Source organism: Kiloniella litopenaei (assembly GCF_000982415.1).
Taxonomy (GTDB): Bacteria; Pseudomonadota; Alphaproteobacteria; order Kiloniellales; family Kiloniellaceae; genus Kiloniella; species Kiloniella litopenaei.
In genome coordinates this window covers 67,129-91,919 of sequence record NZ_LANI01000018.1, presented here as the reverse complement: position 1 = coordinate 91,919, position 24,791 = coordinate 67,129, and the positions used below count along the sequence as shown (strand labels likewise).

The window sequence follows — 24,791 nt, the reverse complement described above, 5'->3', positions numbered from 1 at the left end:
TGATTAAAAGATGACGATTCCAATTAATTTTTATGCAGGCCTCACGCCCCGTAAAACAGAACGACAAAAAGTCCTGAATTTTCAATTCACATCCCAGCTTTAGCTTTGATTTTTATGGATTTTTCAAAGCTTTGACTATGCGACTGGCGCGACCTTAATTTTGCTTGAAACCTGTCGCGACCAGAAACATTTCAGAAGAATCCTTGCGGCTGGAATCTGGTTTGAAGTGGCGCACGCTTTTAAATTTGGTTTTTACCAACTTCAACAACTCGGCCTGTGCCCCACCCTGCAGGACCTTGCCGATAAAACTTCCGCCGGGAACCAAAACTTCCTCTGCAAACATCAGGGCGGTCTCCATCAGGCCCATAATCCGCAGGTGATCCGTCTGAGGATGGCCCGTCGCCGCCGCCGCCATATCCGACAGAACAATATCGGCAGGCCCGTTCAGTTCAGCCTTAAGGCGCGCAGGCGCATCGTCATCCATAAAGTCGCCCTGCAGCAGAACAACCCCGGCAATCGGCTCGACCTCTTGGAGATCCATGCCCACGATATGCGCTCCGGGTCCACAGCGTTCAACAGCGACCTGACACCAGCCCCCAGGGGCACACCCTAGGTCGACAATGCGGGAATTCTTTTTGAAAATTTTAAACTTGTCGTCGATCTGAGCAATCTTAAAGGCTGCTCGCCCCCGATAGCCACGCTTTTTGGCTTCCTGAACGTAGGGATCGTTGAGTTGACGGTTCAACCAGCGCGCAGAAGAGTTCGAGCGCCGGGCAGCAGTTTTCACACGGACTTTTAGTCCCCGCCCCGAAGGATTACTGCTGGGGCGAGAACCGCCTTTTTTGGATTTACCTGAAGAGCTCATTCTTCCTCTTTCTGACTGGTACTTTACGAACTGGTACTTTCTGACTGTCGTTTTCTGCCACGTGATCACAGGGATCAAAAGACATTCTATAGGACACACCAGCTATACGACACGCCAACTATACGGCACACGAAACGTTCAGTGTTGTGTTGCACAGCAGGGCTATACATCAGGATTGATAAAATCTCAAATATCTCGTGATCTGCCCCAAAACAGAATACCCCTAAAAACCGAGTACTCCTAAAACACGCCATGAAGTATCTGTTCGGTCTTATAATAAAGAATAGAAGTTAAAACATTCTGTTAAAAGCCATACGACAAGGCGGGATGCAATCTCAATCCTCGTTGATCAGCTTGTAGAGAATACCTTCGCGCAGGCCTCTGTCAGCCACGCGCAATTGCGCCACAGGCCACAGCTTGGCCAAGGCTTCAAAAATCGCACAACCCGCCACCACTAGATCGGCACGCTGACTGCCAATACAGGGGTTCGCCACCCGCTGGGCATAGGTCATGCCCGCAATCTTGTGGCACAGACCAATGGCGGTATCACAGTTGATCAGGGTGCCATCAACCCGGTTGCGGTCATAGCGCGGCAACTTTTTATACACCCCGACCAGCGTCGTGACCGTGCCGGATGTACCCAACAGCTGTAGGGTGCCGTCCTGCACGCGCTGGGCAAAGCCGTGTTTTTCCTCAAAGATCAGGAAGTCATCATAGATTTCCTGAACCATCTTTTGATAGGTTTCCGGCGTGATATCCCGCCCGCCGTATTTTTCGGCAAGGGTCACAACCCCTTTGGAAACGGAATACCAATCTTCCATAACCGGATTGGGCAAAATAGCACTGGGTGGAATCTGTTTTGAAGTTTCAGAAGTCTGGGAACTCTGGGACATCTGGGGCTTTGCATCATCCGCATTTGCGTTGCATGGCACAGATTCTTTATCAGCCTGACGAATCCAGCTAACTTCGGTGCTGCCCCCGCCGATATCAAAGATCAGGGCCTCGGGCAGATCGGGGTTGAGCAAGGGTGCACAGCCCATAATGGCCAAAGATGCCTCTTCCGAGTTATCGATGATTTCCAGATCCAGCCCGGTTTCCCGCTTGACCCGTTTGATAAAATCATCCCCGTTTGCCGCCCGACGACAGGCCTCGGTCGCGACACAACGCAGTTTTGTTACACCACGACGTTTAAGTTTGCTGTTACAGATCTTGAGCGCAGTAAGCGTACGGCGCATGGCCTCTTCCGACAGTTTACCTGTCTGGCTCAGCCCCTCGCCCAAACGGACAATGCGGGAAAAGGTATCAAGAACGCGAAAGTTTTTGCGGCTGGAACGCGCAATCAACAGGCGACAGTTATTTGTCCCCAAATCAATTGCGGCGTAAACATTGTTATCCGCCCGTTTTGCCGTCTTTTTAGACAAGGCTTTTTTACGGGCCTGCGAAGTAACCGTCAAAAATTCTGCTCCTGAAACAACCGGACAACAATCCGGTACTCCCTTCTTACGAATTCAAAGGGGGAAAAATCAACATCTATTCACCACCAGGGCCCTAAAATTGCCCCAAAAGCAAAAAAACATCACAGGATGCAAAAATGTGTTGTAAGATCAGAGCCAAGGGACTATATGAAGCCCCGCAAGTCACCGTTACACAGCAATCTGGCTTATAGAGATCGATACGATCTGCCGGAATTTACAAACGCTGTACCCTGATCCGGGATAGTTTAACGGTAGAACTAAGGACTCTGACTCCTTCAGTCCAGGTTCGAATCCTGGTCCCGGATCCACCAAAACCAAAAACTATTCAACAGCATCAATAACTTAGAGATAAATATGTCCCACGCAGTAACAGTCTATGGGACACAATGAATCCGTATCTTAGTTTTTAAATTATAAAAATTTTAGTATCATTACCCCTATCCACCTGCTAGGAATCACTCCCAAAAACACAGGTGATTTCGGCTCCGTCACCGACGCCACCAAGGTCTTTAACCGCAATGAGCTAATCCCACTTCAATCTGCCTTCGCAAGCCTAAACAACTGGACAGGCGAAGAGATCGTGACCTTTGATGAATACAAAATCGAAGAAGCGGAAGAAAGTTCAGATGGTGGTCATAAATAACACTATATCCTCATTTGAATATACTGCTCTCTGAGATAGCCATCGTCAGGAAGCTTTGATTCGTCAAAGTTATCCAATAGCTTGTATCGAATAATAAATTTCTTGTATTTATGACCTTCTGGTGTCAGAGAGTTTACGAATAAAAAAAACAATTCTTCGTTTGTGAAGTGAGCGCGAAACAATTTGGCATAGCTTAATTCTTGGTCACTCGGTTCCTCTGTGGAACCAAAATAAATCCAAATGTATTTATATATTCGATACGATAAACGAAGATAAATTGTGAAAAATGTGGCTAAGTTTCTATTATGTAAAGCTTCAATAAATTGCTCTTTATTTCGCCCATTATTAGTTACATTTTTAGGGCTTGTTTTACCAACAGCTTTTATTACATTTCCAATTATATGGATTAATAGAGTACTACCAAATAACTCAACAGTCCCTACTTTCCCTCTCATATTTTCAATATTTGAGCAGTGCCTATCAATGAGTTTGAACAAAATATTTTCAAAGCTTTGTAGAGATAAATGGTCCGATTGTTCCTGTTGAGCTTCTGCTGAGGCTTTAAGTTGCTCGTTAGTTATTTGTAGCTCATCACGCTGAAGAGAAAGTTCTTTTCGTTGAAGTAGTACTGTGTAAATCACCCCCCCAAATGCAGCTAAGCTGACGATTGGGTTTAGAAAGCCTCCAAAGAAATCTCCAATCACACCCCATTTTTGAGAAATTACCCCATCAATTGAAATGATAGAGGTGAGGAAATTTCTAAATGTTGGTGAAAATGTAATTGTAATAAAAGCTATCACAATAAAAAAAACCATCCCTAAAAATAGTTTTGGTAGCCAGTTTTTTGTTTCTTTGGATTGGATTTCAGTATTCTCTTCAGGCATCAACACATTCTCTTTAAATTACTAAAGTATTAGGATGCATCCTGCTTTTCAGCTGCAAGTCTTTTGCTTTCAGGTGCTTTATCGTAAAGATCATTCCATTTTTTAGGTTCAGTTATCGCTGTGCTTACAATTAAATTAACAAGCTGAAATAAGCCGTGACAGACATCATCGATGTCTTCGTCATTCATTTCCCCTGGATGTACCGCGTTATTACCAATAATTCGGACTGTATCTGCAGCTTTTACTAACCTTTGACTGAATCCTTCTTCTTTCGCCAAGGCTCTGATGTCTTCATTAATATTTTTGCCGGGTTGCCCAAGATGTTTACACAATTTTTGAAGAGATAACCTTAATAAAGCTGCAGCGGCTTTAGATGAGTAAATTGATACTAGGCTTGCTTCTAGGAAATCTTTTCTAACATCTTCAGGCATATCCTCTGCAGGAGAAGGTGCTGATGAAGTAATCGGGTCAATAAGTTTTACCTTAAAAGTACCATTATGGTGCTGGATAAATTCTTTCCAGAGAGAATGTTTGGCGCAAGCATTACAATCAACAGAATAAAAAGAGGTGTGAGACCGAGAGTATAGCAACTGGTGTGCGTAAAATCGACTTTTCTGCTTACATAAAGGGCAAGAGAATGTCCCACTGTAATCGTTTTCGACTTTCATTATAGTCACTGAAAAATATCCTATGAAATTTGAATTTTATTAATTGCTAATACTTATGCATGTAGCAAATTATCTAGAGATAGATCCACCATATCGACCCCCGATTGTATTAACTTCCCCAAATACAATATAATTGCAACCTCAAGAAAAACCAGAGCAAAACGTAGTTCTCCCCACGCCGCACCTGTGGGTTTAATTCGTGGGACACCTATTCTTTAAGCCATTGAAATAATTAAAGTATAGTGAAATCAAATATGGAACACCCTTTCACTGATTTTATTAACTTATTTCAACTTTTGTTTATCCTGGCCCCGGATCGAATTTCTTTCTCCAAACAAAATACAATCAATTGTGGCAAAACATTCGCTTGTTATTGCCCCCTCCTTGAAGATTGCTCACACAATAGTTACATCCAGATTTGTGAATTGGGTGATAGGGTTCAATTCACCACTTAATTTGGAAAGAATCTTTTTCACGGGGAATATTACATGCCTTTCAAGTTGCCTTTTAAAGCTCTTCCTGCTGGCCTTGCCGCGCTGGCCATGTCTGTTTCAATGGCAAATGCTGCTGAATACAAAATTGATCCGACGCACTCTTTTATTAATTTCAAAACCAATCACCTGGGTTTTAGCTGGCTATCCGGGACTTTTAACAAGATTTCCGGAACGATTGACTATGATCCAGAAAATGGCACTGACCAAAAGGTTAATATAGAGATCGACACAGCGAGTTTGGATACCAATCTCCCTGAACGTGACAAACACCTGCGTAGTGCAGAGTTTTTTGATGTTGAAAAGTTTCCAACGGCAACCTTTGTCAGCACGGGATATAATGGTGATGCCAACGGCGGTACGCTTTCTGGCGATCTGACACTTCATGGCGTGACCAAAAATATTTCTTTTGATGTTAAAAAGATCGGTGAAGGGAATGATCCCTGGGGTGGATATCGCGCTGGTTTCGAAGGTAGCTACATCCTCAAACGTAGTGATTTTGGTATGAACTACAATCTTGGTCCAGCAGCAGAAAACGTACAGGTTGATCTCTTTATTGAAGCCATCAAAGAGAAATAAGCAAAAGTGCTTTAATCAGCTATGATACGCAACTCAACAGAACGCTATGGGCTGGTCAGCAAGTTGCTGCACTCGCTCATAGCCTTTTCCATTATCGGCCTGATCGGTCTTGGTTGGTGGATGGTCGGGCTTAGCTATTATGATTCCTGGTATCACAAAGGGTTAGAACTACACCGGGCCATTGGGGTCTGTGTGTTGTTACTGGCCACAGTCTTTGCGATCTGGAAAGTCATCTCCCCCTCGCCCGGACTTCAAAAATCGCTCAAGCCGATGGAAAAGGTCGGGGCAAAAGTGGTGCATATCGTATTGCTGCTTTCCATGTTTGTCGTGCCCCTGACTGGTTATGCCATTTCCACTTCATCAGGAAACAGTTTTACCTTCTTTGGGCTTTTCGACATTCCCTCGGTCATGGCCATTACCGATGCCATCCGTGACCTTGCCATCAGCCTGCATTACTATATAGCTTATGGCCTGATTGCCGTGATCTTGCTGCACGCCGGAGCAGCTTTTAAACATCAATTTATCGATAAAAAAGGCACCCTAAAACGCATGTTTTAGATAAAGCAGCCTTGGAACAGCCGGACACAGGAAGAAGGGAGCACACGCTCCCTTTTCTCTTTTGCGTCAAACAAAAGGCCGTAACTTGCAACGGCAACTGAATGCGTCGCCTGACCTATACGACAAGACCTAGGGAACGGGACGCCCGTGATCGCGGATAATGCGCTCAATCTCCGCGAGGGCAAAGCTCGCGATTTTCTTCTGGGCTTCGCGCTGCACAGGGGAAGTGGTGTCTAGGTCACCCAGGATAATAATATTCTCATCATTCAATTGGTTCGCAGGACCCGTGTAGTTAAAGGAGCCGCCGATCACCACCTGTCTATCCAGCACCATCAGCTTGTGATGCAACTTGCCGAGCTGTCCGCCTTTATGCACAAAGAACAGATCTGCGCCCTTTGCCTTGAGGTCATCCACGGGCGCCCAGTCCTGACTGCCCTGCCCACCGTCAAAGACACCCTGTATCGGCATGTTGAGGTCAAGCAAGCGCAGCATGGTATCATCAATCCCCGATGATTTTGAGAAGGTAAAGATTGCAAAATCAATGCGTTCACGGGCCTTGAGCATCTGCTTCATGATCTCCATTTCCGGGCTGTGATCCGGCGCAAAGAGGACCCGGATAGGCACGTCGGATACCACCGTATCCATCGGCGCTTTATCGTGGCCCTCGTTTCGCTTGCCAAAATGTCCGCGTTGAATTTCCGCAAACTCACGGCTGAAGATTTTCGCAACCTTCTGGTCGTGAATGATAATCACATGATTCAGATTGTTGTGCGTGCCTGTGGGGGTAAAGTTTGTCGAGCCAGACAGGACAGACAGGCCATCGCGAATAATAAATTTCTGGTGAAAAATCTTTGAGTTATAATCGACCTTAACATCAATCTTGGCCCGCAGGATTGCATCGTGTACCTGTCTGTTTGCTTCGTGTTTGCCACCCGCTACCCAGGGATCAACCCGCGCTGTTGCGGCCTTGAGATAGCTTTGTTCGATAACCATTCTGACCCGGACCTTGCGTTGTCGGGCACGAATAATAGCATTTGCAATGGTTTCGTTTTCCAGTTCCTGCACCGCGATATCCAGACGCTTTTGCGCCCCGTCGATAAAATCAACGATCACCGCTTCCAGCTCATCCGGCGCGCCCAGACCTTCCGGCCCAGCATGAAATTCAACATTTCCAACACGAACACCCATCGCTTTTCTCCCCGATCACCCATGACACTCTTAACATACCACAACAGTGTAACAGGTTCATGACTAATCAACCTTTGCGCGTTATTTGAAAAGCAACCTCCGGAACTACTATCCACCTATTTTTTTGATAAGGCATGAAACCGACCAATGATCTCAGTGATTATAATATTGTGTTTTCTTCGCGCCAAAGCTGTGTTTGAATAACACTTGCTCTCCCAATCATTCCCCATTCATGCCCTACGAAAACATGAACCAAGCTGATAAAATTACAATCTCTCGCATTGTTAAGGTCAACCACGCAGGGGAATACGGGGCGATCAGGATCTATCGCGCCCAAATATGGGTCTCAAAATTCCTCTATCCGGAAATCGTAGCGTTTTTAGAGGAAACACTAGAGCACGAAATCAATCATTGCGCACTCTTTAGGTCTGCGATGCCCGAACGCAATTCTCGACCTTGTCGTATTATGGCACTTTGGGGCAATGGCGGTTTTGTTCTGGGTTTTGCCACCGCACTCTTGGGACGTCAGGGCGTTTGGTTATGTACCGCAGCTGTTGAGAAAACAGTGCACCATCATCTAGAAGATCAGCTGTTCTTCTTAAAGGATAGAGATCCCGCGCTCTTTTCTTTGATTAAGGATATTCAACAAGAAGAGCTTTCCCATCTACACCACGCCGAAGATCATATTACAACAAATTCGTTATGGGCGCGGGTACTCACACGTTCAATTGCCCTAGCAACCAATGCCGTGATGTGGTTATCCACATGGGGTGATTCGAGCAAAATGGCAAAAAGCCTCAGAAAACATAATAGCTAAAGTACTGGCTCTACTGTTTTCCTATATAATCTATCACGATAATCTTTCCAGACGCAGCATCTATGGGGAATTGAAACCTGCAAAAGATCCCCCATATGAGATAGGAACAAACAAAGTGATCTTGCGAAAACTCTAATTTCTATGATGGGACAGCATGTTTAACGCATCGAAACTAATCAATGAAGTACTTGGCGCAGCTGGTGGAACAGGTGGTGGATCTGCCTTACAAAAGGGCAAAGACTATCTTTCCAATAATGCCGGTGGTCTGGCTAGCGGCGCAGTCGCGGGTGGCCTCGCCGGTTATATGATGGGGTCCAAGAAGGGGCGCAAGATGGCAAAGAAAACCGTTCAGTACGGTGGCCTCGCCCTTGTTGCCGGGCTGGCATATAAGGCTTACAGCGATTGGCAGGGCAACAAGAACGCAGCTCCACAGCAAGGGATGGGCCAAGGACAGGTGCCCGGACATACGCCCGGACAGACGCAAGGTCATACACAAGGTCATGCACAGGGCCACAGCATGCCTACGCCCCCACAACAATATACAGCATATCAGGCACCGCAACAGGCGGCTATTGTGCCACCCGTTCCCGAGGATTCAGCCTTTGCTGTCGAAGCGGAAACAGAAACAGCAAACAGCTTTGGTGCCGCACTGGTTTCTGCCATGATTGCAGCAGCAAAAGCCGATGGTCAGATTGATAGTGCAGAACAGGATGCCATCTTTGCCAAGATCGACGAGCTTGGCCTGTCAAACGATGAGAAAGCCTTCCTGATGGATCAACTGCGCCGTCCACTGGATATCGACAGTCTGGTTGCTCTGGCGAAAAACAAGGAACAGGCCGTTGAACTTTACGTGGCGTCTCTGATGGCAATCGAAGTGGATGATCCCGCGGAACAAGGGTACCTGAACATGCTCGCGGCGCGCCTGAAACTGGAACCGGAACTTGTTTCCCATATCCACGGATCTGTTTCTCAGGCTGTTTACGCTTAGACCATCATTTTAGCTTAACCTGATCCCGAAAAGAAAAAGGGCTTTGGAAAAAACCAAAGCCCTTTTCTATATCCAGTTTAGATTAGCTTTAACTTGCCTCGGCTTGGCCCGCATCCCGGTCCATAAGGCCGGAATAACTTGGCATCAGGCTGATCAGATGTTTGCTGTAATCATGCTGTGGCGCTTTGAACAGCTCTTCCGTATCGGCGATCTCGACCATCTTGCCTTTGGACATCACACCAACCCGATCACACATCTGACGGATCACCGGAAGATCGTGACTGATGAACATCATGGTCAGGCCAAGTTCTTCCTGAAGATCTTTCAAAAGATTGAGAATCTGAGCCTGAATAGATACATCCAGAGCAGACGTCGGCTCGTCACAAATCAGAAAACGCGGACGCGTTGCCAGTGCACGGGCGATGGAAATACGCTGACGCTGACCGCCAGAGAATTCGTGCGGGAACTTAACAGCTGCCTTGGCCCCGAGACCAACGTGATCGAGAAGATCATCCACAATCTGGCGTGTCTCTGCTTCGGAACTTGTCAGCTTATGAAAGCGAATAGGTTCTGCAATAATATCCCGAACCTTCATTCGCGAATTCACCGATGAAAAAGGGTCCTGGAAAATCATCTGCATCTGACGACGGTGCACATTGAGTTCACGACGTTTTTTGATCTTGGTCAGATCAGTTCCTGCAAAGTTGATGGAACCACCAGCAACCTTGTAGATAGAGGTAACCAGACGAGCAATGGTGGATTTACCAGATCCTGACTCACCAACGATCCCAAAGCACTCGCCATCACGAATATCAAAACTGACGTTATCAACGGCACGAACTTCGCTTTTACCGCCGCCCAACATACCACCGGATTTAAAAACCATGTCGAGATTTTTAACTTCAAGCAGAGGCCCGTCACTTTTACCAAAATCGCGTGCCTTGCCCAACCAGTGCGTATTTAGATCAAGCTCCTTACACTCACCAGCGGATTCAATGCTTTCCACAACAGGGAAGCGATGCAAGCGAACATCTGGACGCGGCACAGCTGAAATCAAACTACGGGAATAGGGATGATCCGGGTTACCAAGTATTTTGGCTGTCGGCCCGGTTTCCACCACAACACCCCGGTACATCACGGCAACGCGGTCGGCAACTTCGGCGATCACGCCCATATCATGGGTAATGATGATCATGCCAACGCCTTTTTCCCGTACCAGCTTTTTCAGCAAATCAAGAATCTGGGCCTGAATGGACACGTCCAAAGCAGTTGTTGGTTCATCCGCCAGAATAACATCTGGCTCGGCACAGAGGGCCAAAGCGATGACGACACGTTGGCGCATACCACCAGAGAACTGATGCGGATAGTGATCAACCCGCACAGAGGGGTCCGGAATACCAACCTGATCCAACAGATCGATTGCCCGAGCCCGAGCGTCTTCGTCTGAGAGATCAAGGTGGGTCTGAATGGTACCCATTAGCTGAGAGGCAATAGTCTCTAGCGGGTTCAGCGAAGTCAGTGGATCCTGAAAGATCATGCCAACCCGCTTACCACGGATCTTGCGTAATTCCGCTTGGGACTTGCCAATGATCTGCTCTCCCTCAAGGAAGACTTCACCACCGCCGACACGCCCCGGACGCTCCAAAAGACCAACGACAGCATTACCAATCGTGGATTTACCCGCTCCGGATTCACCAACTACACCCAGGATTTCACCTGCAGCAACAGTCAGATTAACGTCCTTGGCCGCAGTAACATCACCATGACGAGAGGGAAACTCAACAACGAGATCTTTGATATCCAGTAATTCTTTACTCATGACATCACTCCCTATCAGCGCAGTTTCGGGTTCAGGGCATCACGTAGCCAGTCACCCAGAATGTTAACGGAAAGAACAAGAACCACCAAAGCAACACCCGGGAAAATGGTAATCCACCACTCACCTGAGAAGAGATAGTCGTTCCCGATACGTATTAATGTTCCCAAAGACGGCGACGTCGGCGGAACACCCACACCCAGGAAAGAAAGCGTTGCTTCGGTAATAATCGCCAGCGCCAATTGAATGGTCGCAATTACCAGAACAGGTCCCATCACGTTCGGCAGAATGTGACGGATTAGAATAATCCAGTCGGGAAGGCCAATCACCTGACCAGCCTGAACATATTCTTTGTTCCGCTCAACCATCACAGAACTACGAACCGTACGCGCATACTGCACCCAGAAACTCAGGCCAATCGCAACAACAAGAACATAAACGGCAAGTTCATCATGAACGTCACGCGGCATAATACCCCGGGCAACGCCGTCAATCAAAAGAGCAATCAAAATTGCCGGGAAAGACAGCTGTACATCAGCAACACGCATCAGGAAGGAATCAACCATACCACCGGAATATCCGGCGATAAGACCAACCGTAATTCCCAAAACAGCAGCCAAACCAACAGAGGCAAAACCTACGATAAGAGAAATACGAGAGCCATAGAGAATTGTGGAGAAAACGTCCCTGCCCTGGTCATCCGTACCCAACAGGTAAGTCGCCTTACCGTCTTCGGCCCATGCTGGCGGCAGCAAGCCGTCAAAGAGATCCACTGTTGAGAGATCAAATGGGTTATGCGGGGCCACAAAGTTGGCAAAGATTGCACCAAAGACAATTACAAAAGTCAGGAAGGCGGCAATCATTGCGCCCGGAGATCTCTTGAAATTGTACCAGAGATCACTTTCACGGAAGCGCGTGATAAATGATGGTGCTTCGCTTGAAATATCACTCATTAGCTCTGTACTCGCAAACGGGGATCAACAACAAAATAGAGAATATCGACGATCAAGTTGATCACAACAAAAACAAAGGCAATCAGCAGCAAATATGCTGCCATAACCGGGATATCCACTTCGGACACAGCCTGAATAAACAACAGCCCCATACCCGGCCACTGGAACACACTCTCGGTAATAATCGCAAAGGCAATGATAGAACCAACCTGAAGACCGATAATGGTGATCACAGGGACCAGCGTGTTACGCAAGGCGATAGAGAAGTTGATCAAACGTGGGCTCAGGCCACGCGCATGTGCAAACTTGATATAGTCTGTACGCAGTACTTCGAGCATTTCAGCGCGAACCAAACGTACAATCAGTGTCATCTGGAAAACCGCAAGGGTAATAGCTGGCAAGATAATAGATTTCAGACCACTAGAAGTGAGGAAACCTGTGGTCCACCAACCGAGTTCGACAACTTCACCGCGACCAAAGGTCGGTAACCATCGCAAGGTAACACCAAAGAACAGGATTAATAGAATACCAATAAGAAAAGTCGGCAGCGATACCCCCACCAGAGATACCGTCATAAAACTGCGACTAAAAAATGACTTCGGTTTTAGCGCCGTGTAGATCCCCATAGGAACCCCCAACACCAAGGCTAAAATCGCAGAAACCAGAGAGAGTTCCAAGGTAGCAGGGAAACGTTCAGCAATCAGACCACTAACGGGCTGGCGCAAACGATATGACATGCCGAAATCGCCCTGGACAGCGTTTGAAACAAATCGCCCGTATTGAACAATAAATGGATCATTTAACCCCAAGGATTCAGTCAAGGCTTCCCGCTCTTCGAGCGTTGTATCCTGACCAACCATATTGTTAATGGGATCCCCGACAAATCGGAAAAGGGCGAAGGCAATCAAGCCAACGACCAGCATCACGACAATCGACTGTAACAGTCGCATCGATACAAACTTGAACATAACGTCCCCTGTTAACTAGGCCCCAGTTTTAATTGAGCCAGTAAAAACGGGGGCCTCCACTACACTGAGGCCCCCTGTATTAAAACTCATTCAAGAGTTACTTACCAACCACAACATAGCGGAGGTCAAGAACGTTATCCGCACGCTGTGAAAGCTCAATACCATCACGAACGCCCCAAGACAGAGGCTGCTGATGAAGTGGCAAATAGCCAACGTCTTCTTTAAGAATAGAGAAAGCTTCTGCGACCATTTCCTGGCGCTTGGCTTGATCTGTTTCTTTTTCAACGTTGCTTGCAATTTCATCAATACGTGGGTTGGAATAACGGCCATAGTTGAATTGGCCTGTTTTCTTTTCAGTATCGAAAGAAGACATCAGGTTATACAGAACGTTATGAACATCCATAGAACTTGGCGTCCAACCCAACAGATAGAAAGAAGTGTCATTGCCGTTCTGCGGGCTAACCTTAGCAAAGTACTTGGACTTTGGCTGAGCATTCAGGTCAACCTTGATACCAACACGCGCAAGAAGACCAACAACAGCCTGACAGATTTTCTCGTCATTTACATAGCGGTTGTTCGGGCAGTCCATACCAAGCTCGAAACCTTCTGGGTAACCAGCTTCAGCAAGAAGCGCTTTGGATTTTTCCGGATCATACGCATAAGGATTATTAAATTTAGTATCATGGCCATTGATCTGTGGTGCAATCAAAAGACCAGATGGTACAGCCGCACCACGCATAATCTTCTTATCGATTGCGTTCAGATCAATTGCATGCGCCATAGCAGCACGAACACGCTTGTCTTTCAGTGGGTTTTTGCCCTTGATGTTGGAGTAGAGCAACTCATCACGCCACTGATCCATACCCAAGAAGATCGTACGTGCTTCAGGACCAGTCAGAGGACGCACACCATCAGCATCTTCCAGACGGTTCCAATCCTGTACAGGAACAGGATAAACCAGATCAAGCTCACCAGAAATCAGAGCAGCAACACGGGTTGCACCCTGAGCAATTGGTGTGAAGTGAACCTCTTTAACGTTTGTTGGGATGTCTTTCCAATATCCGTCAAAACGCTTGAAAGTGGAACGTACATCAGGCTGACGCTCAGCCAAGATGAATGGGCCGGTTCCATTAGCATTCTGCGCAGCATAAGTTGCTGTGGAATCAGCTGCTTTCGGGCTGGTAGCTTCAACCGCACCATTAGCTTCTGACCACTCTTTGTCCATCATGTAATAGAACACGAGTTCACGGGGTAGAATTGGGTTTGGCGCAGGTGTTTCAACTTCAATCGTATAGTCATCAATTTTCTTGATGTCTTTCATACGACTGCCATAGCCCTTCATGTCAGAGCCGTCAGTAAGGGTACGTTTCCATGAGAAGATCACATCATCTGCATTGAAATCGTTACCGTTGTGAAATTTAACGCCTTCGCGTAGCTTGAAAATCCACGTTGTAGGACCTGTATTTTCCCAGCTGACAGCCAAACCAGGCTTAAGTTCCAGATTGTTGTCATAATAGGTAAGGCCTTCATAGACATTCCCCAAATAACCCAGCGTGAAGGTTTCGTTCAACCCATGCGGATCAAGAGACTGAACATCGCCCTGGAACGACCACTTAAAGGTTTCCGCATTTACGGAACCCGCGCCAAGAGCAAGCGCGCATGCACCCGCCGCGAGTAATGATTTAATTGTCATTTTATACTCCCTGTTTTACTAACTTTATCTGTTTGAACCACACTACTTATTAAAACTTTTATTCTTAACGATTTATAGGCATCGCCGTTTCAACCAGCTTAGCCCAATAAGAGCACCCAATGGGAATTATTTCGTCGTTAAAGTTGTATTTCGGATGATGAACCGGTGCTGTATCGCCATTGCCCAGGAAAATAAATGACCCAGGACGTGCATTGAGCATAAAGGCAAAATCTTCGCCGCCCATGGTTGGATTTGCATCCGTATCCACTTTGTCTTCGCCTGAAATGCCAGATGCAATATCTACAGCAAAAGCCGTTTCTTTTTCGTGGTTCATCACCACGGGATAGTTCCGCGTGTAATCAAGAACGGCCGTCGCACCATGTGCTTTTGCGGTATGTTCAACAATTTCCTGAATTCGTTTTTCCGTCAAATCACGCACAGACTCACTCAAGGTACGAACAGTACCGTTCAGACTTGCGGTGTCTGGAATAACGTTAAATGCAGTTCCTGCATTACATGTTGTCACGGAAACAACCACGGATTCAATTGGATCGACATTACGAGAAGCGATAGATTGTAACGCCAGAATAATATGGCTGGCAATCACTATTGGATCAATGGTTTCATGTGGTTTAGCTGCATGCCCGCCAGATGCCTGGATATCAATGGTAAAGATGTCAGTTGCTGCCATCAATGCACCAGGACGCGTGCCAAAGCTACCCACAGGTACACCCGGCCAATTATGCAGGCCATACACTTCCTGAATATCGAAACGATCCATCATGCCATCATCAACCATTTCACGGCCTCCGCCGCCGCCTTCTTCTGCAGGCTGGAAAATCACGGCAACAGAGCCATCAAAATTTCTGGTTTCAGCTAGGTATTTTGCGGCACCTAACAGCATTGCGGTGTGTCCGTCATGACCACAGGCATGCATTTTACCATCAACTTTGGACGCATAATCAAGGCCCGTTTCTTCATGTATTGGTAGAGCATCCATATCAGCCCGCAAGCCGATTACCTTGCCCGAACCAGTTTGATTCCCTTTGATAATACCGACAACGCCTGTACGGCCAATACCAGTGACAACTTCATCGAGACCAAACTCTTTCAGCTTTTCAGTGACAAAACTCGCGGTTTCCTCAACATCGAATAAAAGCTCTGGGTTCGAATGGATTTCTCTGCGCCACCCTGTAATTTCATCGTGAAGTTCTGCAAACCTGTTTATAATCGGCATTGTTAATTCCTTAGTTCGGTATCTCTACTGTACGTATTTAAATTATTAATCCGTTTTCCATACTTTAGCTGGCTAAACGTTCAATCAATCGTCGTTGAAAATCAACACCTGCATTTAGCTGTTCAACAGAAAGGTATTCATTTGCCGCATGGGCCTGTGCAATATCACCCGGACCACAGACAATTGTCGAATAGCCACCGTCCTGAAATTGACCTGCTTCAGTACCATAAGAGACAACATGCTCAGCATTATCACCCGTAATCTGGCGAACCAACCTTTCAGCCGAACCATCAACTTCGCGGCGACACCCTGGGACATTCCCCCTAACGTCAATTTCGATCTTTGCCGAAGGTGCAACACGCTGCATTTCTGCTTCCAGTTCCTTGGCATAGGCACGATACGCGTCTAAATAGTCCATGGGGTTTTCTGACGGCAGGGTTCTGAAATCAGAAGAAAAAGAGCAGTCCTTTGCAGTAATGTTATGCGCAGTCCCCCCTTCAATAACACCGCAATGCAGGGTGGTATAGGGAGGGTTAAACAAAGCATTTTCAGACAAATTCTCAGTTCGAGCCTTGTTTTCGAGCATCTTCTGTTCATGCCAGACAACAAGCTTTGCTGCGACATGCACGGCGGATACACCTGTATGAACCAGACTGGAATGAACCTCAAAGCCTCGCACTCTGGTTGTCAGACCCAAAGCACCTTTGTGCCCGGACACAACCTTCATCATCGTCGGCTCACCAACGATCACTGCTTCTGCTTTTACCTTTGGCGCCATGTCTTCAATCATTGACGGGGCCCCTAAGCACCCGATTTCTTCGTCATAAGAAAGCGCAAGATGAATTGGCCGCTTCATTTTTGCGTTAATCATTTCTGGAACCAAAGACAAAGCTATCGCAGAGAAAGCCTTCATATCGGCCGTTCCTCGACCATAAAGAAGCCCCTCTTTTTCGACAACTTCGAAGGGATCTGTATCCCAAGGCTGCCCATCGACGGGGACAACATCTGTATGACCGGAAAGAATAACGCCACCATCAGTATCAGGACCAATGGTCGCCCACAGATTGGTTTTCGTGCCATCTGAGTTTTGGACACGATGAGACGCCACACCGTGGGAATTCAAATAATTCTCAACAAATTCAATCAGAGGAATATTACTGTTTCGTGACACAGTATCGAACGAAACTAGCTTCGCAAGCATTTCTTTAGCTGAATAATACTTAGTCACAAATAACTCCTGTAGCCACCCACCCTAACAAAACGAAGAAAGCAGCAAATAAAACACCAACCAATTACTACACAAATACTAAGCGGAAAAATAAACACCCAATATACACATCAAACAACTTATAAGGGGTAAAATTTTATTAACCCGCCAGCTTTGTTAGCTAACGCACACAAGTAACCCAACAGAATTGAGCGATAAGAAGGCCACGATCCAGGAATTGAATCAATGTATAATGATGTATATAGGTATACAAAAAAAGCATAATGGATAGCATAAGATGCGTATGAGACAATTAGAGGCCTTCAGGGCAACAATTTTAAATGGCACCATTTCTTCTGCAGCCAAAAGTCTGAAAACCACACAACCAACAATCAGCCGCTTACTAGCTGATCTCGAATACTCCCTACAACTCAAGCTTCTTCACCGTCGCAAAGGCCGAGTTGTTCCCACACCGGAAGGCATGGCGTTTTACAGAAAGCTTGATGAAGTATTCGAAGCTTTTTCTAAACTTAAAAATGCTGCTGAAGACATATCAAGAAATAAACAACAGGATATACGGATTATCTCTCTCGGGGCCTTATCTGTAAGTATCATTCCAGAAATTCTAGAAGAATTTACAGCAAGACATCCAAAGGTTTCCATTACCTTGAATACAACAGACGTTAAGAGTTACTTTAATATGATCATGGACGAAGATCTCGACATTGCCTTTGGCAACCAAATGGGGGATCAGCCAGGTGTCGAACAAGCTATCTTGGCCAAGGTTGATTATATTTGCGCGCTATGCCCTAATCACCCTTTGGCTGAAAAGAGCGTTATTTTCGAAGAAGACCTGATAGGAGAAAGGCTTATAGCCCTTGATAGTGACGAAGTTCTTGCTTTTCACCAACATACGGATCTTTACAAGCGGATTACACCCCAAACGCCTTTTAGCACGCAACATTCAGCAAATGCATACTCGCTGGTTTGCAAAGGGCTTTGCAGTGGCGTACTAGAGCCATTCTCTGCACCAGTTTGGGCCGCGAAAGGCGTTAAAATTCGCCCTTTTAAACCTTCTATTTCCTATAAATATTCCGCTTATTACAAAGAAAATAGAAAAGACAGCTGGGTTATACGAGAGTTACTGGAAATTGCCAGTAAGAAATTCAAACGATACGAAAATGCAGAACAACTAACCGAAATTTTTACCCAATAGCTTGCGCCCCACTGAAGTTAAATCATAAAAGAGTACTTTATGACCGACCCACGGGCTTTTTTGAATGACTGTACAGTTCCGCATTAAACTCATAAAAGATCGGTACACTCGCCGCACCATGTGCTGGGGCAGAAGGGGCACTAACGCCTAACAAGACCCTCTGCTCCAATGGCTTTAGCTGCGTTACAACCGAAGGCAACAAAGGGTTTAACAGATCCACAAGCGCCCGAGCGATCTTTGGAGGCAGTAAACCACCAATAAAAATGACCTCTGGATCAAAGGAACTTTCGAGCGCGAGAATACCTATTCTGAGCTTTTCTGCGGCTTCCTGTAACCAGCCCATAAAAGCAGGATCTTTTTCTTCGAACAGCTTTTCTAAATGCTCAGGCGAACTATGATGATTATCTTCTTCGCCAAGTGCGTGATAAGCCGCACGTAAAGAAACATAACGCTCAAAACATCCTTTGTTCCCACATTCACAACTCTTGCCATCAGTCTCGACAAGGATGTGACCAATTTCACCTGCGGCCCCACGAACCCCGTGATAAATTTGCCCATTCAGAAAAAGCCCAGCGCCAAGTCCCATCCCGATAAAAACATAAACAAAATTATCAAATTTTTTCCCGGCCCCATGTAAACGTTCGGCAATGGCTGCTGCATTTGCGTCATTTTCCACAATAACCGGCAAGCCAATACGTCGCGACAGATTATCTTCGAGAGGATACCCCACCCACCCAGGGCCAACCCCGGTCGGTCCACTCACATCAAAAGGACCTGGAATAGCAACACCAACGCCAAACACCCGCTGCTTTTCTACCTTACCTGCCTCAATAACCTCATCGACCAAATGGGCAAAAATCTCTATACCTTCATCAGCAGAAGGTCGAGCTACTGTTTTCTGAATTTTTGCGCATTCTTCCCCCGCCAAATTCACCAAAACAGCCAAGGCAAGTTGATGATCCATCTGGATACCGACAGAAAAACCACCTTGAGAGTTCAACCTATACGGACGTGCAGGCTGTCCCCGCTTTGCTTTCTGTGGTTCCCCCGCGATCAACAGACCACGCTGCTCTAGCTCGGCAACCAGGTTAGAAATTGTCTGAACGGAAAGAGCCGTCGCCCGTGTTATTTCAGCGCGTGTCAACTCTCCATGGCGACGCACAGCATCAATGACAGCCCTTAAATTATGCTCTTTGGCATGTTCCAGATTCGTGCCCAAAACGCCCGACTTAACCGCATGATTTTCAGCGCTTTTATTTTTTTCCGTTGCCATAGAACAATTCCATGTTAGATTAATTAAATCAAATTGAGTTAATAAATAACACTATCCACTCAAACTGCCACAGACAAATTAAAACTACAAACTTTTGTGAACCAGTATTTGTGGCAATAACCTTAAAACAGGGAGGTTAATATGAAGAAAAGTAAACTACTCATGGCAGCGGCTCTCGGGGCTCTTGTAACCACGTCACCCGCCAATGCAGAAAAGACCCAATTAAGCGCTCTATTCATGGCGCAAGCGGCTTACAGCGAACAAGACATCGAAACCATGACTGCGGCCTTTGAAAAGGCCAACCCAAGTGTTGATGTTAAGATGGAATTTGTTCCTTACGAAGCCTTACATGACAAAATCGTTCTTTCTCATAATGCGGCAGAGGGTTATGACGTTGTTCTTTTTGATGTCATCTGGCCCGCAGAATTTGCACAGTATGGCTTACTGACCGATGTCAGCGACAAAATCAACGAAGCCACAAAAGAAGAAATTCTCGACGGTGCTTGGACCACTGTTGAGTACGGTGGAAAGTATTATGGTATGCCTTGGATCGTTGATACCAAGTACCTTTTTTATAATGAAAAAATGTTAAAAGAAGCAGGTATTTCAAAACCACCCGTTACCTGGTCCGAACTGACAACACAGGCAAAAGTTATCAAAGATAAAGGCATCGTTGATTACCCATTGGTCTGGAGCTGGTCGCAGTCAGAAGCCGTCATCTGTGATTACGCTACCTTCCTCTCTGCAATGGGGGGCGAATTTCTGGACGCCGATGGCAAACCAGTTTTCCAACAAGGGGGCGGTCTCAAAGCATTGGAATACATGGTTGATACAATCAAACTTGGCTTGACCAATCCAAATTCACGCGAATATTCCGAAGAAGACGTACGCCGGACATTCTCCAGCGGGCAAGCTGCTTTCGCAGTTAACTGGACCTATATGTATAACCTGGCAAACGATCCGAAAGAATCATCCGTAGCCGGTCATGTTGGCATTGCCCCTGCTCCGGGTGTAGAAGGTATTAGCTCGGCATCAGCCGTAAATGGCTCTATGGGCTTGGGAATCACATCCAAGAGCAAGCATAAAGATCTTGCTTGGAAATACATTCAGCATTTGTCCTCTAAACCTGTACAGGAAAACTTCGCAAAATTAAGTTTGCCTGTCTGGAAGTCATCTTATGACAACCCTGCGGTAACAAAAGGCCAAGAAGAGCTTCTGAAAGCCGCAAAAGTTGGTTTGGCGGCGATGTATCCTCGCCCGACCAAGGCATCATATCAGGAAATGTCTTCTGCCCTACAAGTAGCGATCCAAGAAGCTCTGTTAGGCTCAAAAGAACCAGCAGACGCACTAAACGAAGCTGCTGATGTTGCTGCTGATCTGGATTAGAGTAGCAAAAATCAATGGTGCGTTTTTCCAAAGCCACAACTGCGTGGCTCCTGCTGACCCCGATGATGACAATCATCATCGGGGTCGTGGGATACCCCCTGATCAAAACCGTCTATTACAGCTTTACAGCAGCTCATCTTGCGTCACCAGCTACGACAGACTGTTGGGTTGGTTTTAAAAATTACCTTAAGGCACTTGGTAATTCTAAATTTTTGGATTCAATCGAAAATACGGCCTATTTTGTCTCCGTTTCTGTTTCCGCAGAGATAATCATTGGTGTTTTGGTTGCCCTGCTTTTGAATCAGGCATTCAAAGGCAGAACACTTTTACGCGCCCTTTTGATTCTGCCGCTTGCTCTTCCCACAGTGGTCAATGCCATGATGTGGCGCCTGATTTATGGTCCTGACTTTGGGGCACTAAACGCTCTTTTGACGCAAATAGGACTATTAGCAGAATATCAAAGCTGGCTCGGAGATCCAGATTTGGCATTATGGATGGTCGCAATTGCGGATATATGGAAAAACTTTCCTTTGGTCGCACTTATAACTCTCGCCGCCCTGCAAACGATTTCAAAGGACTTAATCGAAGCAGCAACCCTCGACGGGGCAAATGCTTGGCAACGCTTCTGGACTGTTGTTTTCCCAGCAATAATCGCACCGGTCAGTGTCGCGCTTGTCCTTCGGACGATCGAAGCATTCAAAGTTTTTGATATTATTTACGTTATGACACGTGGTGGTCCGGCAAACAGTACTAAAACTGTTAGCTTCCACGTTTATCAAGAGGCTTTTGCCTATATGCGCATTGGCTCTGGCGCCTCATATGCCCTTATCGTCGTCCTAATCAGCGCGCTACTGATCGCCACCTATTTATGGCTTATAAAAAAACAGGGGGATACAGCATGATCAAGCGAAGTAAAACCCAAACAGCTATTGTATATAGCGCCGCTATATTGTTGGGACTGGTTCTTCTCTGCCCTGTTCTATGGCTATTTATAATGAGTATCAGTTCGACAAAAGACCTCACGACGTTACCTCTGGCGTGGATACCAGAGAATATATCATTTGAAAATTACACCAGCTTGATAGGTGATTTTGATAGCGCCAGCGCAGAATCTTTTCTTTATGCACTCAGGAACAGCTTGATCGTTGCGATATCTGCCACTGTTTTATCGCTTAGCGTTGCAATACCAGCAGCTTATAGCCTGTCTCGCCTTCCCGGAACGCGTAGAAAAAGCCTTCTTTTTATAGCAATAGCGACCTTCATGATGCCCCCAGTTGCCTTGGTATTACCGCTTTACTCTGCCATGGCAAGCCTCGGCCTTTTAAACACCCACATCGCCTTGATTGCTGTATATTGTGGAGTGCTCGTCCCCTTTACGACCTGGCTGTTAAAAAGTAACTTTGACGCCATTCCGATTGATCTTGATGAAGCCCCCTTAATTGATGGCGCAAACCGTCTTCAGATCATTTGGCACATAACCCTCCCTATTGCAAAGCCAGCCTTGGGTGCAGCGGCATTAATGGCCGTTCTAATGGCTTGGGACGAATTCTTTTACGCTTTGCTGTTCACGAACGATATCAGGGCAAAAACCCTCCCCGTTGCCATTGCTGACTTTGCGGCAGGTCGAGTTGCGGATTACGGCCTGATATCAGCCGCAGGCATTCTGGCAACTATTCCCCCTGTTTCTATGGCTTACTTTTTACAAAAATCGCTCGTATCCGGGCTAATGAGTGGGAGCGTTAAGGGATGATTGAAGCACCCAACCCCAAAAAGAACCTTGAAAACCCAGAAATCATCACCGTTGGAACTGTGAATGTTGATTTAATCATGGGGCCGCAAGCCCCTTGGCCAACACCCGGAACAGAAGTTATTCTGCCCGATGCAAATCTTCGTGAAGGAGGTGGCGCAGGCATAACAGCGAAAGCCCTGAGTGCCCTGGGAATCAAACAGCGTATGGTCGTTAATATCGGAAATGATCTTTTTGGGAACTGGCTTAGACAACAATATCCAGATCTGTCTGATGACTGGATTATTGATAGCGTTGATACAGCACTTACCGTCGGTATTACCCACCCCGACGGAGAACGGACTTTTTTCAGTACCCCCGGACACGTAGCACAATTCCAACCGCTGGAATTACACAACAAATTGGCCGGAATGAAACTCGACAATGTAATTGTCCTGTTTGTCGGAACATCGTTGATGCCAACAATTCGTCCAGCCCTGACCGAAATATTCAAGTTCGTGAAATCAAAGGGCGGCATAATCGCCCTGGATACCGCATGGCCGACAAATGGTTGGACCGCACACACACGTGATGAAGTATTAAGCTGGCTTCCCTACACTGACATCGCTTTGTTTAATGAAGCCGAAGCAACTGGACTCTTATCGCAACAACCATCCAACAAGCTCGACGCTCACTCTCTTGACTATCAATCTGTTTTAAGAAGCATGCCCCACAACGCATTGTTTGTAACAAAACTTGGCGAAGAAGGCGCAAGAGTGGACAGAAAAAGTTCATCCCCCCTGATACTTAAATCAAAGAAAACAGTCGTAAGGGATACGGTTGGTGCAGGAGACTCTTTTAACGCGGGCTTTCTTGCTGCTTATGCAAGATCACAACCGATTGAAACCTGTCTAAAAATAGCGATAGATACCGCAAGTTATGCCATAGCATCTCATCCCCGTCGCTATCCCAATCACCAGGATGTCGGCCTCTCCAACTATTCCGCCCCAACAACAGATCCCAAAATTAGCCATAAAAGGACGCAGGCACGATGACCGCACTATCACTTAAAAATATCAATAAAAGTTTTGGTGATATCCGCGTTATCCAAAATATAAACCTGAATATCAAGCCAGGCGAATTTGTCGTCTTTGTCGGCCCATCAGGGTGCGGTAAGTCCACATTATTACGTATGATCGCCGGTTTAGAGGATATCAGTTCAGGGGAATTCAGGATCGGGGACCGACGGGCAGATCAGTTGCCCGCATCTGAACGGGATATCGCCATGGTGTTTCAATCTTATGCTCTCTATCCTCACATGACACTCGCAGAAAATATTGGCTTTCCTTTACGGTTGGGAAAACTGCCAAAAGAGACAATTCACAAAAAAGTACAGGAAATTGCCTCTATTCTGAAACTGGAACATCTTCTTGATCGAAAACCAGGTCAAATTTCAGGGGGTCAACGCCAACGTGTCGCAATAGGACGCTCCCTCGCAAGAGACCCAAAGGTTATTCTTTTGGATGAGCCACTCTCCAATCTTGACGCTGCCTTACGATTGGAAATGCGAATAGAGCTCGCCAAGCTACACAAACAGTTAGCAGCAACCATGATCTACGTTACACATGATCAAGTTGAAGCGATGACACTTGCAGACCGGATTGTCATTTTGAACAATGGCGAAATTGTACAAACAGGTGCCCCGTTAGAGCTGTATCAAACCCCGGTAAATACCTTCGTGGCAGAATTCATCGGGTCGCCAAAAATGAATATTTTTCCGGCATCAGTGCCCGAACAAAAATCACAAACCACATCCATTCAGATTACCGGAACAGATAACTACATAGAAACCAAAGCCAGTAATTTGAAGCCTGAGGCAATGCAAACAGGAAAAAAACTACAAATCGGCATCCGTCCGGAACATTTGGTTCCCCTAAACGCAGGAGAAAAAGGGGTCACAGGAGAAATAAGGGGCACAATCACAAGCGTTGAGCAACTTGGCTCGGATACCTATATCTATTTCAATTCAGAAGCGAATCAACAGGCTGTCGCAAGACTTAATGGAATGATCCAAGCAACACCCGGCGAAAGTATCCGCTTCACCGTCTCACCTGAACATCACCATATCTTTTGCGAATCAGGCAATAGAGTTAACTAAAC

Annotated in this window: 22 protein-coding genes and 1 tRNA gene; 11 read left to right on the top strand and 12 right to left on the bottom strand. The window is 46.3% G+C overall.

Annotated elements, in window-relative coordinates; genetic code table 11:
* Positions 1 to 154 precede the first annotated feature (154 nt).
* Together WH95_RS12240 and WH95_RS12235 are read right to left on the bottom strand one after the other, a co-directional pair.
* Complete coding sequence (locus tag WH95_RS12240; protein WP_046507582.1) at positions 155 to 865, bottom strand: RlmE family RNA methyltransferase; 711 nt, start codon at positions 863 to 865, stop codon at positions 155 to 157.
* A 335-nt stretch (positions 866 to 1,200) separates the two neighbouring features.
* Complete coding sequence (locus WH95_RS12235) at positions 1,201 to 2,319, bottom strand: Ppx/GppA phosphatase family protein (protein WP_052741994.1); 1,119 nt, start codon at positions 2,317 to 2,319, stop codon at positions 1,201 to 1,203.
* Between the two features lie 255 nt (positions 2,320 to 2,574).
* Here WH95_RS12235 and WH95_RS12230 point away from each other — a divergent pair.
* Positions 2,575 to 2,648: transfer RNA gene (locus tag WH95_RS12230), tRNA-Gln, on the top strand.
* Between the two features lie 337 nt (positions 2,649 to 2,985).
* On the opposite strand, the gene WH95_RS12225 is transcribed toward WH95_RS12230, so the two are convergent.
* Positions 2,986 to 3,867 carry a putative phage abortive infection protein gene (locus tag WH95_RS12225; RefSeq protein ID WP_046507579.1) on the bottom strand — a complete coding sequence of 294 codons (882 nt, stop codon included), beginning with the start codon at positions 3,865 to 3,867 and terminating at the stop codon, positions 2,986 to 2,988.
* A 29-nt stretch (positions 3,868 to 3,896) separates the two neighbouring features.
* Positions 3,897 to 4,535 carry a DUF4145 domain-containing protein gene (locus WH95_RS21515; protein ID WP_204247782.1) on the bottom strand — a complete coding sequence of 213 codons (639 nt, stop codon included), beginning with the start codon at positions 4,533 to 4,535 and terminating at the stop codon, positions 3,897 to 3,899.
* Between the two features lie 488 nt (positions 4,536 to 5,023).
* Between WH95_RS21515 and WH95_RS12215 the strand changes: the two genes are divergently transcribed.
* Positions 5,024 to 5,605 (top strand): YceI family protein, encoded by a 582-nt coding sequence (locus WH95_RS12215; RefSeq protein ID WP_046507573.1) that lies wholly within the window; start codon positions 5,024 to 5,026, stop codon positions 5,603 to 5,605.
* A 21-nt stretch (positions 5,606 to 5,626) separates the two neighbouring features.
* Positions 5,627 to 6,163 carry a cytochrome b gene (locus WH95_RS12210; RefSeq protein ID WP_046507571.1) on the top strand — a complete coding sequence of 179 codons (537 nt, stop codon included), beginning with the start codon at positions 5,627 to 5,629 and terminating at the stop codon, positions 6,161 to 6,163.
* 129 nt (positions 6,164 to 6,292) lie between these two features.
* Here the strand turns inward: WH95_RS12210 and WH95_RS12205 are convergent, their stop codons facing one another.
* A complete protein-coding gene (locus WH95_RS12205; RefSeq protein WP_046507568.1) occupies positions 6,293 to 7,351 on the bottom strand; it encodes a phospholipase D-like domain-containing protein in 1,059 nt (352 codons plus the stop codon).
* Between the two features lie 247 nt (positions 7,352 to 7,598).
* Here WH95_RS12205 and WH95_RS12200 point away from each other — a divergent pair, with 247 nt between their 5' ends.
* Together WH95_RS12200 and WH95_RS12195 are read left to right on the top strand one after the other, a co-directional pair.
* Positions 7,599 to 8,168 (top strand): demethoxyubiquinone hydroxylase family protein, encoded by a 570-nt coding sequence (locus WH95_RS12200; protein ID WP_204247781.1) that lies wholly within the window; start codon positions 7,599 to 7,601, stop codon positions 8,166 to 8,168.
* A 154-nt stretch (positions 8,169 to 8,322) separates the two neighbouring features.
* A complete protein-coding gene (locus WH95_RS12195) occupies positions 8,323 to 9,156 on the top strand; it encodes a tellurite resistance TerB family protein (RefSeq protein WP_046507563.1) in 834 nt (277 codons plus the stop codon).
* A gap of 88 nt (positions 9,157 to 9,244) precedes the next feature.
* On the opposite strand, the gene WH95_RS12190 is transcribed toward WH95_RS12195, so the two are convergent.
* From WH95_RS12190 to argE, 6 genes are all read right to left on the bottom strand, one after another.
* Positions 9,245 to 10,975, bottom strand: a complete 1,731-nt coding sequence (locus tag WH95_RS12190; RefSeq protein WP_046507559.1) for a dipeptide ABC transporter ATP-binding protein — start codon at positions 10,973 to 10,975, stop codon at positions 9,245 to 9,247.
* Positions 10,976 to 10,989: 14 nt separating this feature from the next.
* Positions 10,990 to 11,925, bottom strand: coding sequence for an ABC transporter permease (locus tag WH95_RS12185; RefSeq protein ID WP_046507557.1), 936 nt, complete (start codon positions 11,923 to 11,925; stop codon positions 10,990 to 10,992).
* The gene (locus tag WH95_RS12180; protein ID WP_046507554.1) at positions 11,925 to 12,893 is read right to left on the bottom strand and encodes an ABC transporter permease; all 969 of its coding nucleotides are present in this window, start codon (positions 12,891 to 12,893) and stop codon (positions 11,925 to 11,927) included. The genes WH95_RS12185 and WH95_RS12180 overlap by 1 nt, the downstream gene beginning before the upstream one ends.
* A 97-nt stretch (positions 12,894 to 12,990) precedes the next feature.
* Positions 12,991 to 14,586 carry an ABC transporter substrate-binding protein gene (locus tag WH95_RS12175; RefSeq protein WP_046507551.1) on the bottom strand — a complete coding sequence of 532 codons (1,596 nt, stop codon included), beginning with the start codon at positions 14,584 to 14,586 and terminating at the stop codon, positions 12,991 to 12,993.
* A gap of 64 nt (positions 14,587 to 14,650) precedes the next feature.
* A complete protein-coding gene (locus WH95_RS12170) occupies positions 14,651 to 15,823 on the bottom strand; it encodes a M20 aminoacylase family protein (protein WP_046507548.1) in 1,173 nt (390 codons plus the stop codon).
* 64 nt (positions 15,824 to 15,887) lie between these two features.
* Positions 15,888 to 17,051: an acetylornithine deacetylase gene (argE, locus tag WH95_RS12165; protein WP_082114127.1), complete on the bottom strand. Its 1,164-nt coding sequence runs from the start codon at positions 17,049 to 17,051 to the stop codon at positions 15,888 to 15,890.
* A gap of 277 nt (positions 17,052 to 17,328) precedes the next feature.
* On the opposite strand from argE, the gene WH95_RS20645 reads away from it, so the two are divergent.
* Positions 17,329 to 18,246: a LysR family transcriptional regulator gene (locus WH95_RS20645; RefSeq protein WP_052741993.1), complete on the top strand. Its 918-nt coding sequence runs from the start codon at positions 17,329 to 17,331 to the stop codon at positions 18,244 to 18,246.
* A 37-nt stretch (positions 18,247 to 18,283) separates the two neighbouring features.
* Here WH95_RS20645 and WH95_RS12155 read toward each other — a convergent pair whose 3' ends face one another.
* A complete protein-coding gene (locus tag WH95_RS12155) occupies positions 18,284 to 19,519 on the bottom strand; it encodes an ROK family transcriptional regulator (protein WP_046507543.1) in 1,236 nt (411 codons plus the stop codon).
* A 141-nt stretch (positions 19,520 to 19,660) separates the two neighbouring features.
* Here WH95_RS12155 and WH95_RS12150 point away from each other — a divergent pair, with 141 nt between their 5' ends.
* From WH95_RS12150 to WH95_RS12130, 5 genes are read left to right on the top strand one after another with little or no spacing between them, the layout of a single operon-like run.
* A complete protein-coding gene (locus WH95_RS12150) occupies positions 19,661 to 20,905 on the top strand; it encodes an extracellular solute-binding protein (protein WP_046507539.1) in 1,245 nt (414 codons plus the stop codon).
* A 14-nt stretch (positions 20,906 to 20,919) separates the two neighbouring features.
* Complete coding sequence (locus WH95_RS12145; protein WP_046507536.1) at positions 20,920 to 21,807, top strand: carbohydrate ABC transporter permease; 888 nt, start codon at positions 20,920 to 20,922, stop codon at positions 21,805 to 21,807.
* The gene (locus WH95_RS12140; RefSeq protein WP_046507533.1) at positions 21,804 to 22,655 is read left to right on the top strand and encodes a carbohydrate ABC transporter permease; all 852 of its coding nucleotides are present in this window, start codon (positions 21,804 to 21,806) and stop codon (positions 22,653 to 22,655) included. Before WH95_RS12145 ends, WH95_RS12140 begins: the two co-directional genes overlap by 4 nt.
* The gene (locus WH95_RS12135; RefSeq protein WP_046507529.1) at positions 22,652 to 23,686 is read left to right on the top strand and encodes a carbohydrate kinase family protein; all 1,035 of its coding nucleotides are present in this window, start codon (positions 22,652 to 22,654) and stop codon (positions 23,684 to 23,686) included. Before WH95_RS12140 ends, WH95_RS12135 begins: the two co-directional genes overlap by 4 nt.
* Positions 23,683 to 24,789: an ABC transporter ATP-binding protein gene (locus WH95_RS12130; RefSeq protein ID WP_046507526.1), complete on the top strand. Its 1,107-nt coding sequence runs from the start codon at positions 23,683 to 23,685 to the stop codon at positions 24,787 to 24,789. The genes WH95_RS12135 and WH95_RS12130 overlap by 4 nt, the downstream gene beginning before the upstream one ends.
* Positions 24,790 to 24,791 lie beyond the last annotated feature (2 nt).

Coding starts and splice junctions, on each gene's coding strand:
- WH95_RS12205 (WP_046507568.1), bottom strand. CDS start 7,351: ATGGGTGTTCGTGTTGGAAATGTTGAATTTCATGCTGGGCCGGAAGGT.
- WH95_RS21515 (WP_204247782.1), bottom strand. CDS start 4,535: ATGAAAGTCGAAAACGATTACAGTGGGACATTCTCTTGCCCTTTATGT.
- WH95_RS12135 (WP_046507529.1), top strand. CDS start 22,652: ATGATTGAAGCACCCAACCCCAAAAAGAACCTTGAAAACCCAGAAATC.
- WH95_RS12225 (WP_046507579.1), bottom strand. CDS start 3,867: ATGCCTGAAGAGAATACTGAAATCCAATCCAAAGAAACAAAAAACTGG.
- WH95_RS12155 (WP_046507543.1), bottom strand. CDS start 19,519: ATGGCAACGGAAAAAAATAAAAGCGCTGAAAATCATGCGGTTAAGTCG.
- WH95_RS12190 (WP_046507559.1), bottom strand. CDS start 10,975: ATGAGTAAAGAATTACTGGATATCAAAGATCTCGTTGTTGAGTTTCCC.
- WH95_RS12140 (WP_046507533.1), top strand. CDS start 21,804: ATGATCAAGCGAAGTAAAACCCAAACAGCTATTGTATATAGCGCCGCT.
- WH95_RS20645 (WP_052741993.1), top strand. CDS start 17,329: ATGCGTATGAGACAATTAGAGGCCTTCAGGGCAACAATTTTAAATGGC.
- WH95_RS12195 (WP_046507563.1), top strand. CDS start 8,323: ATGTTTAACGCATCGAAACTAATCAATGAAGTACTTGGCGCAGCTGGT.
- WH95_RS12130 (WP_046507526.1), top strand. CDS start 23,683: ATGACCGCACTATCACTTAAAAATATCAATAAAAGTTTTGGTGATATC.
- WH95_RS12185 (WP_046507557.1), bottom strand. CDS start 11,925: ATGAGTGATATTTCAAGCGAAGCACCATCATTTATCACGCGCTTCCGT.
- WH95_RS12170 (WP_046507548.1), bottom strand. CDS start 15,823: ATGCCGATTATAAACAGGTTTGCAGAACTTCACGATGAAATTACAGGG.
- WH95_RS12240 (WP_046507582.1), bottom strand. CDS start 865: ATGAGCTCTTCAGGTAAATCCAAAAAAGGCGGTTCTCGCCCCAGCAGT.
- WH95_RS12210 (WP_046507571.1), top strand. CDS start 5,627: ATGATACGCAACTCAACAGAACGCTATGGGCTGGTCAGCAAGTTGCTG.
- WH95_RS12180 (WP_046507554.1), bottom strand. CDS start 12,893: ATGTTCAAGTTTGTATCGATGCGACTGTTACAGTCGATTGTCGTGATG.
- WH95_RS12150 (WP_046507539.1), top strand. CDS start 19,661: ATGAAGAAAAGTAAACTACTCATGGCAGCGGCTCTCGGGGCTCTTGTA.
- WH95_RS12200 (WP_204247781.1), top strand. CDS start 7,599: ATGAACCAAGCTGATAAAATTACAATCTCTCGCATTGTTAAGGTCAAC.
- WH95_RS12145 (WP_046507536.1), top strand. CDS start 20,920: ATGGTGCGTTTTTCCAAAGCCACAACTGCGTGGCTCCTGCTGACCCCG.
- WH95_RS12215 (WP_046507573.1), top strand. CDS start 5,024: ATGCCTTTCAAGTTGCCTTTTAAAGCTCTTCCTGCTGGCCTTGCCGCG.
- WH95_RS12175 (WP_046507551.1), bottom strand. CDS start 14,586: ATGACAATTAAATCATTACTCGCGGCGGGTGCATGCGCGCTTGCTCTT.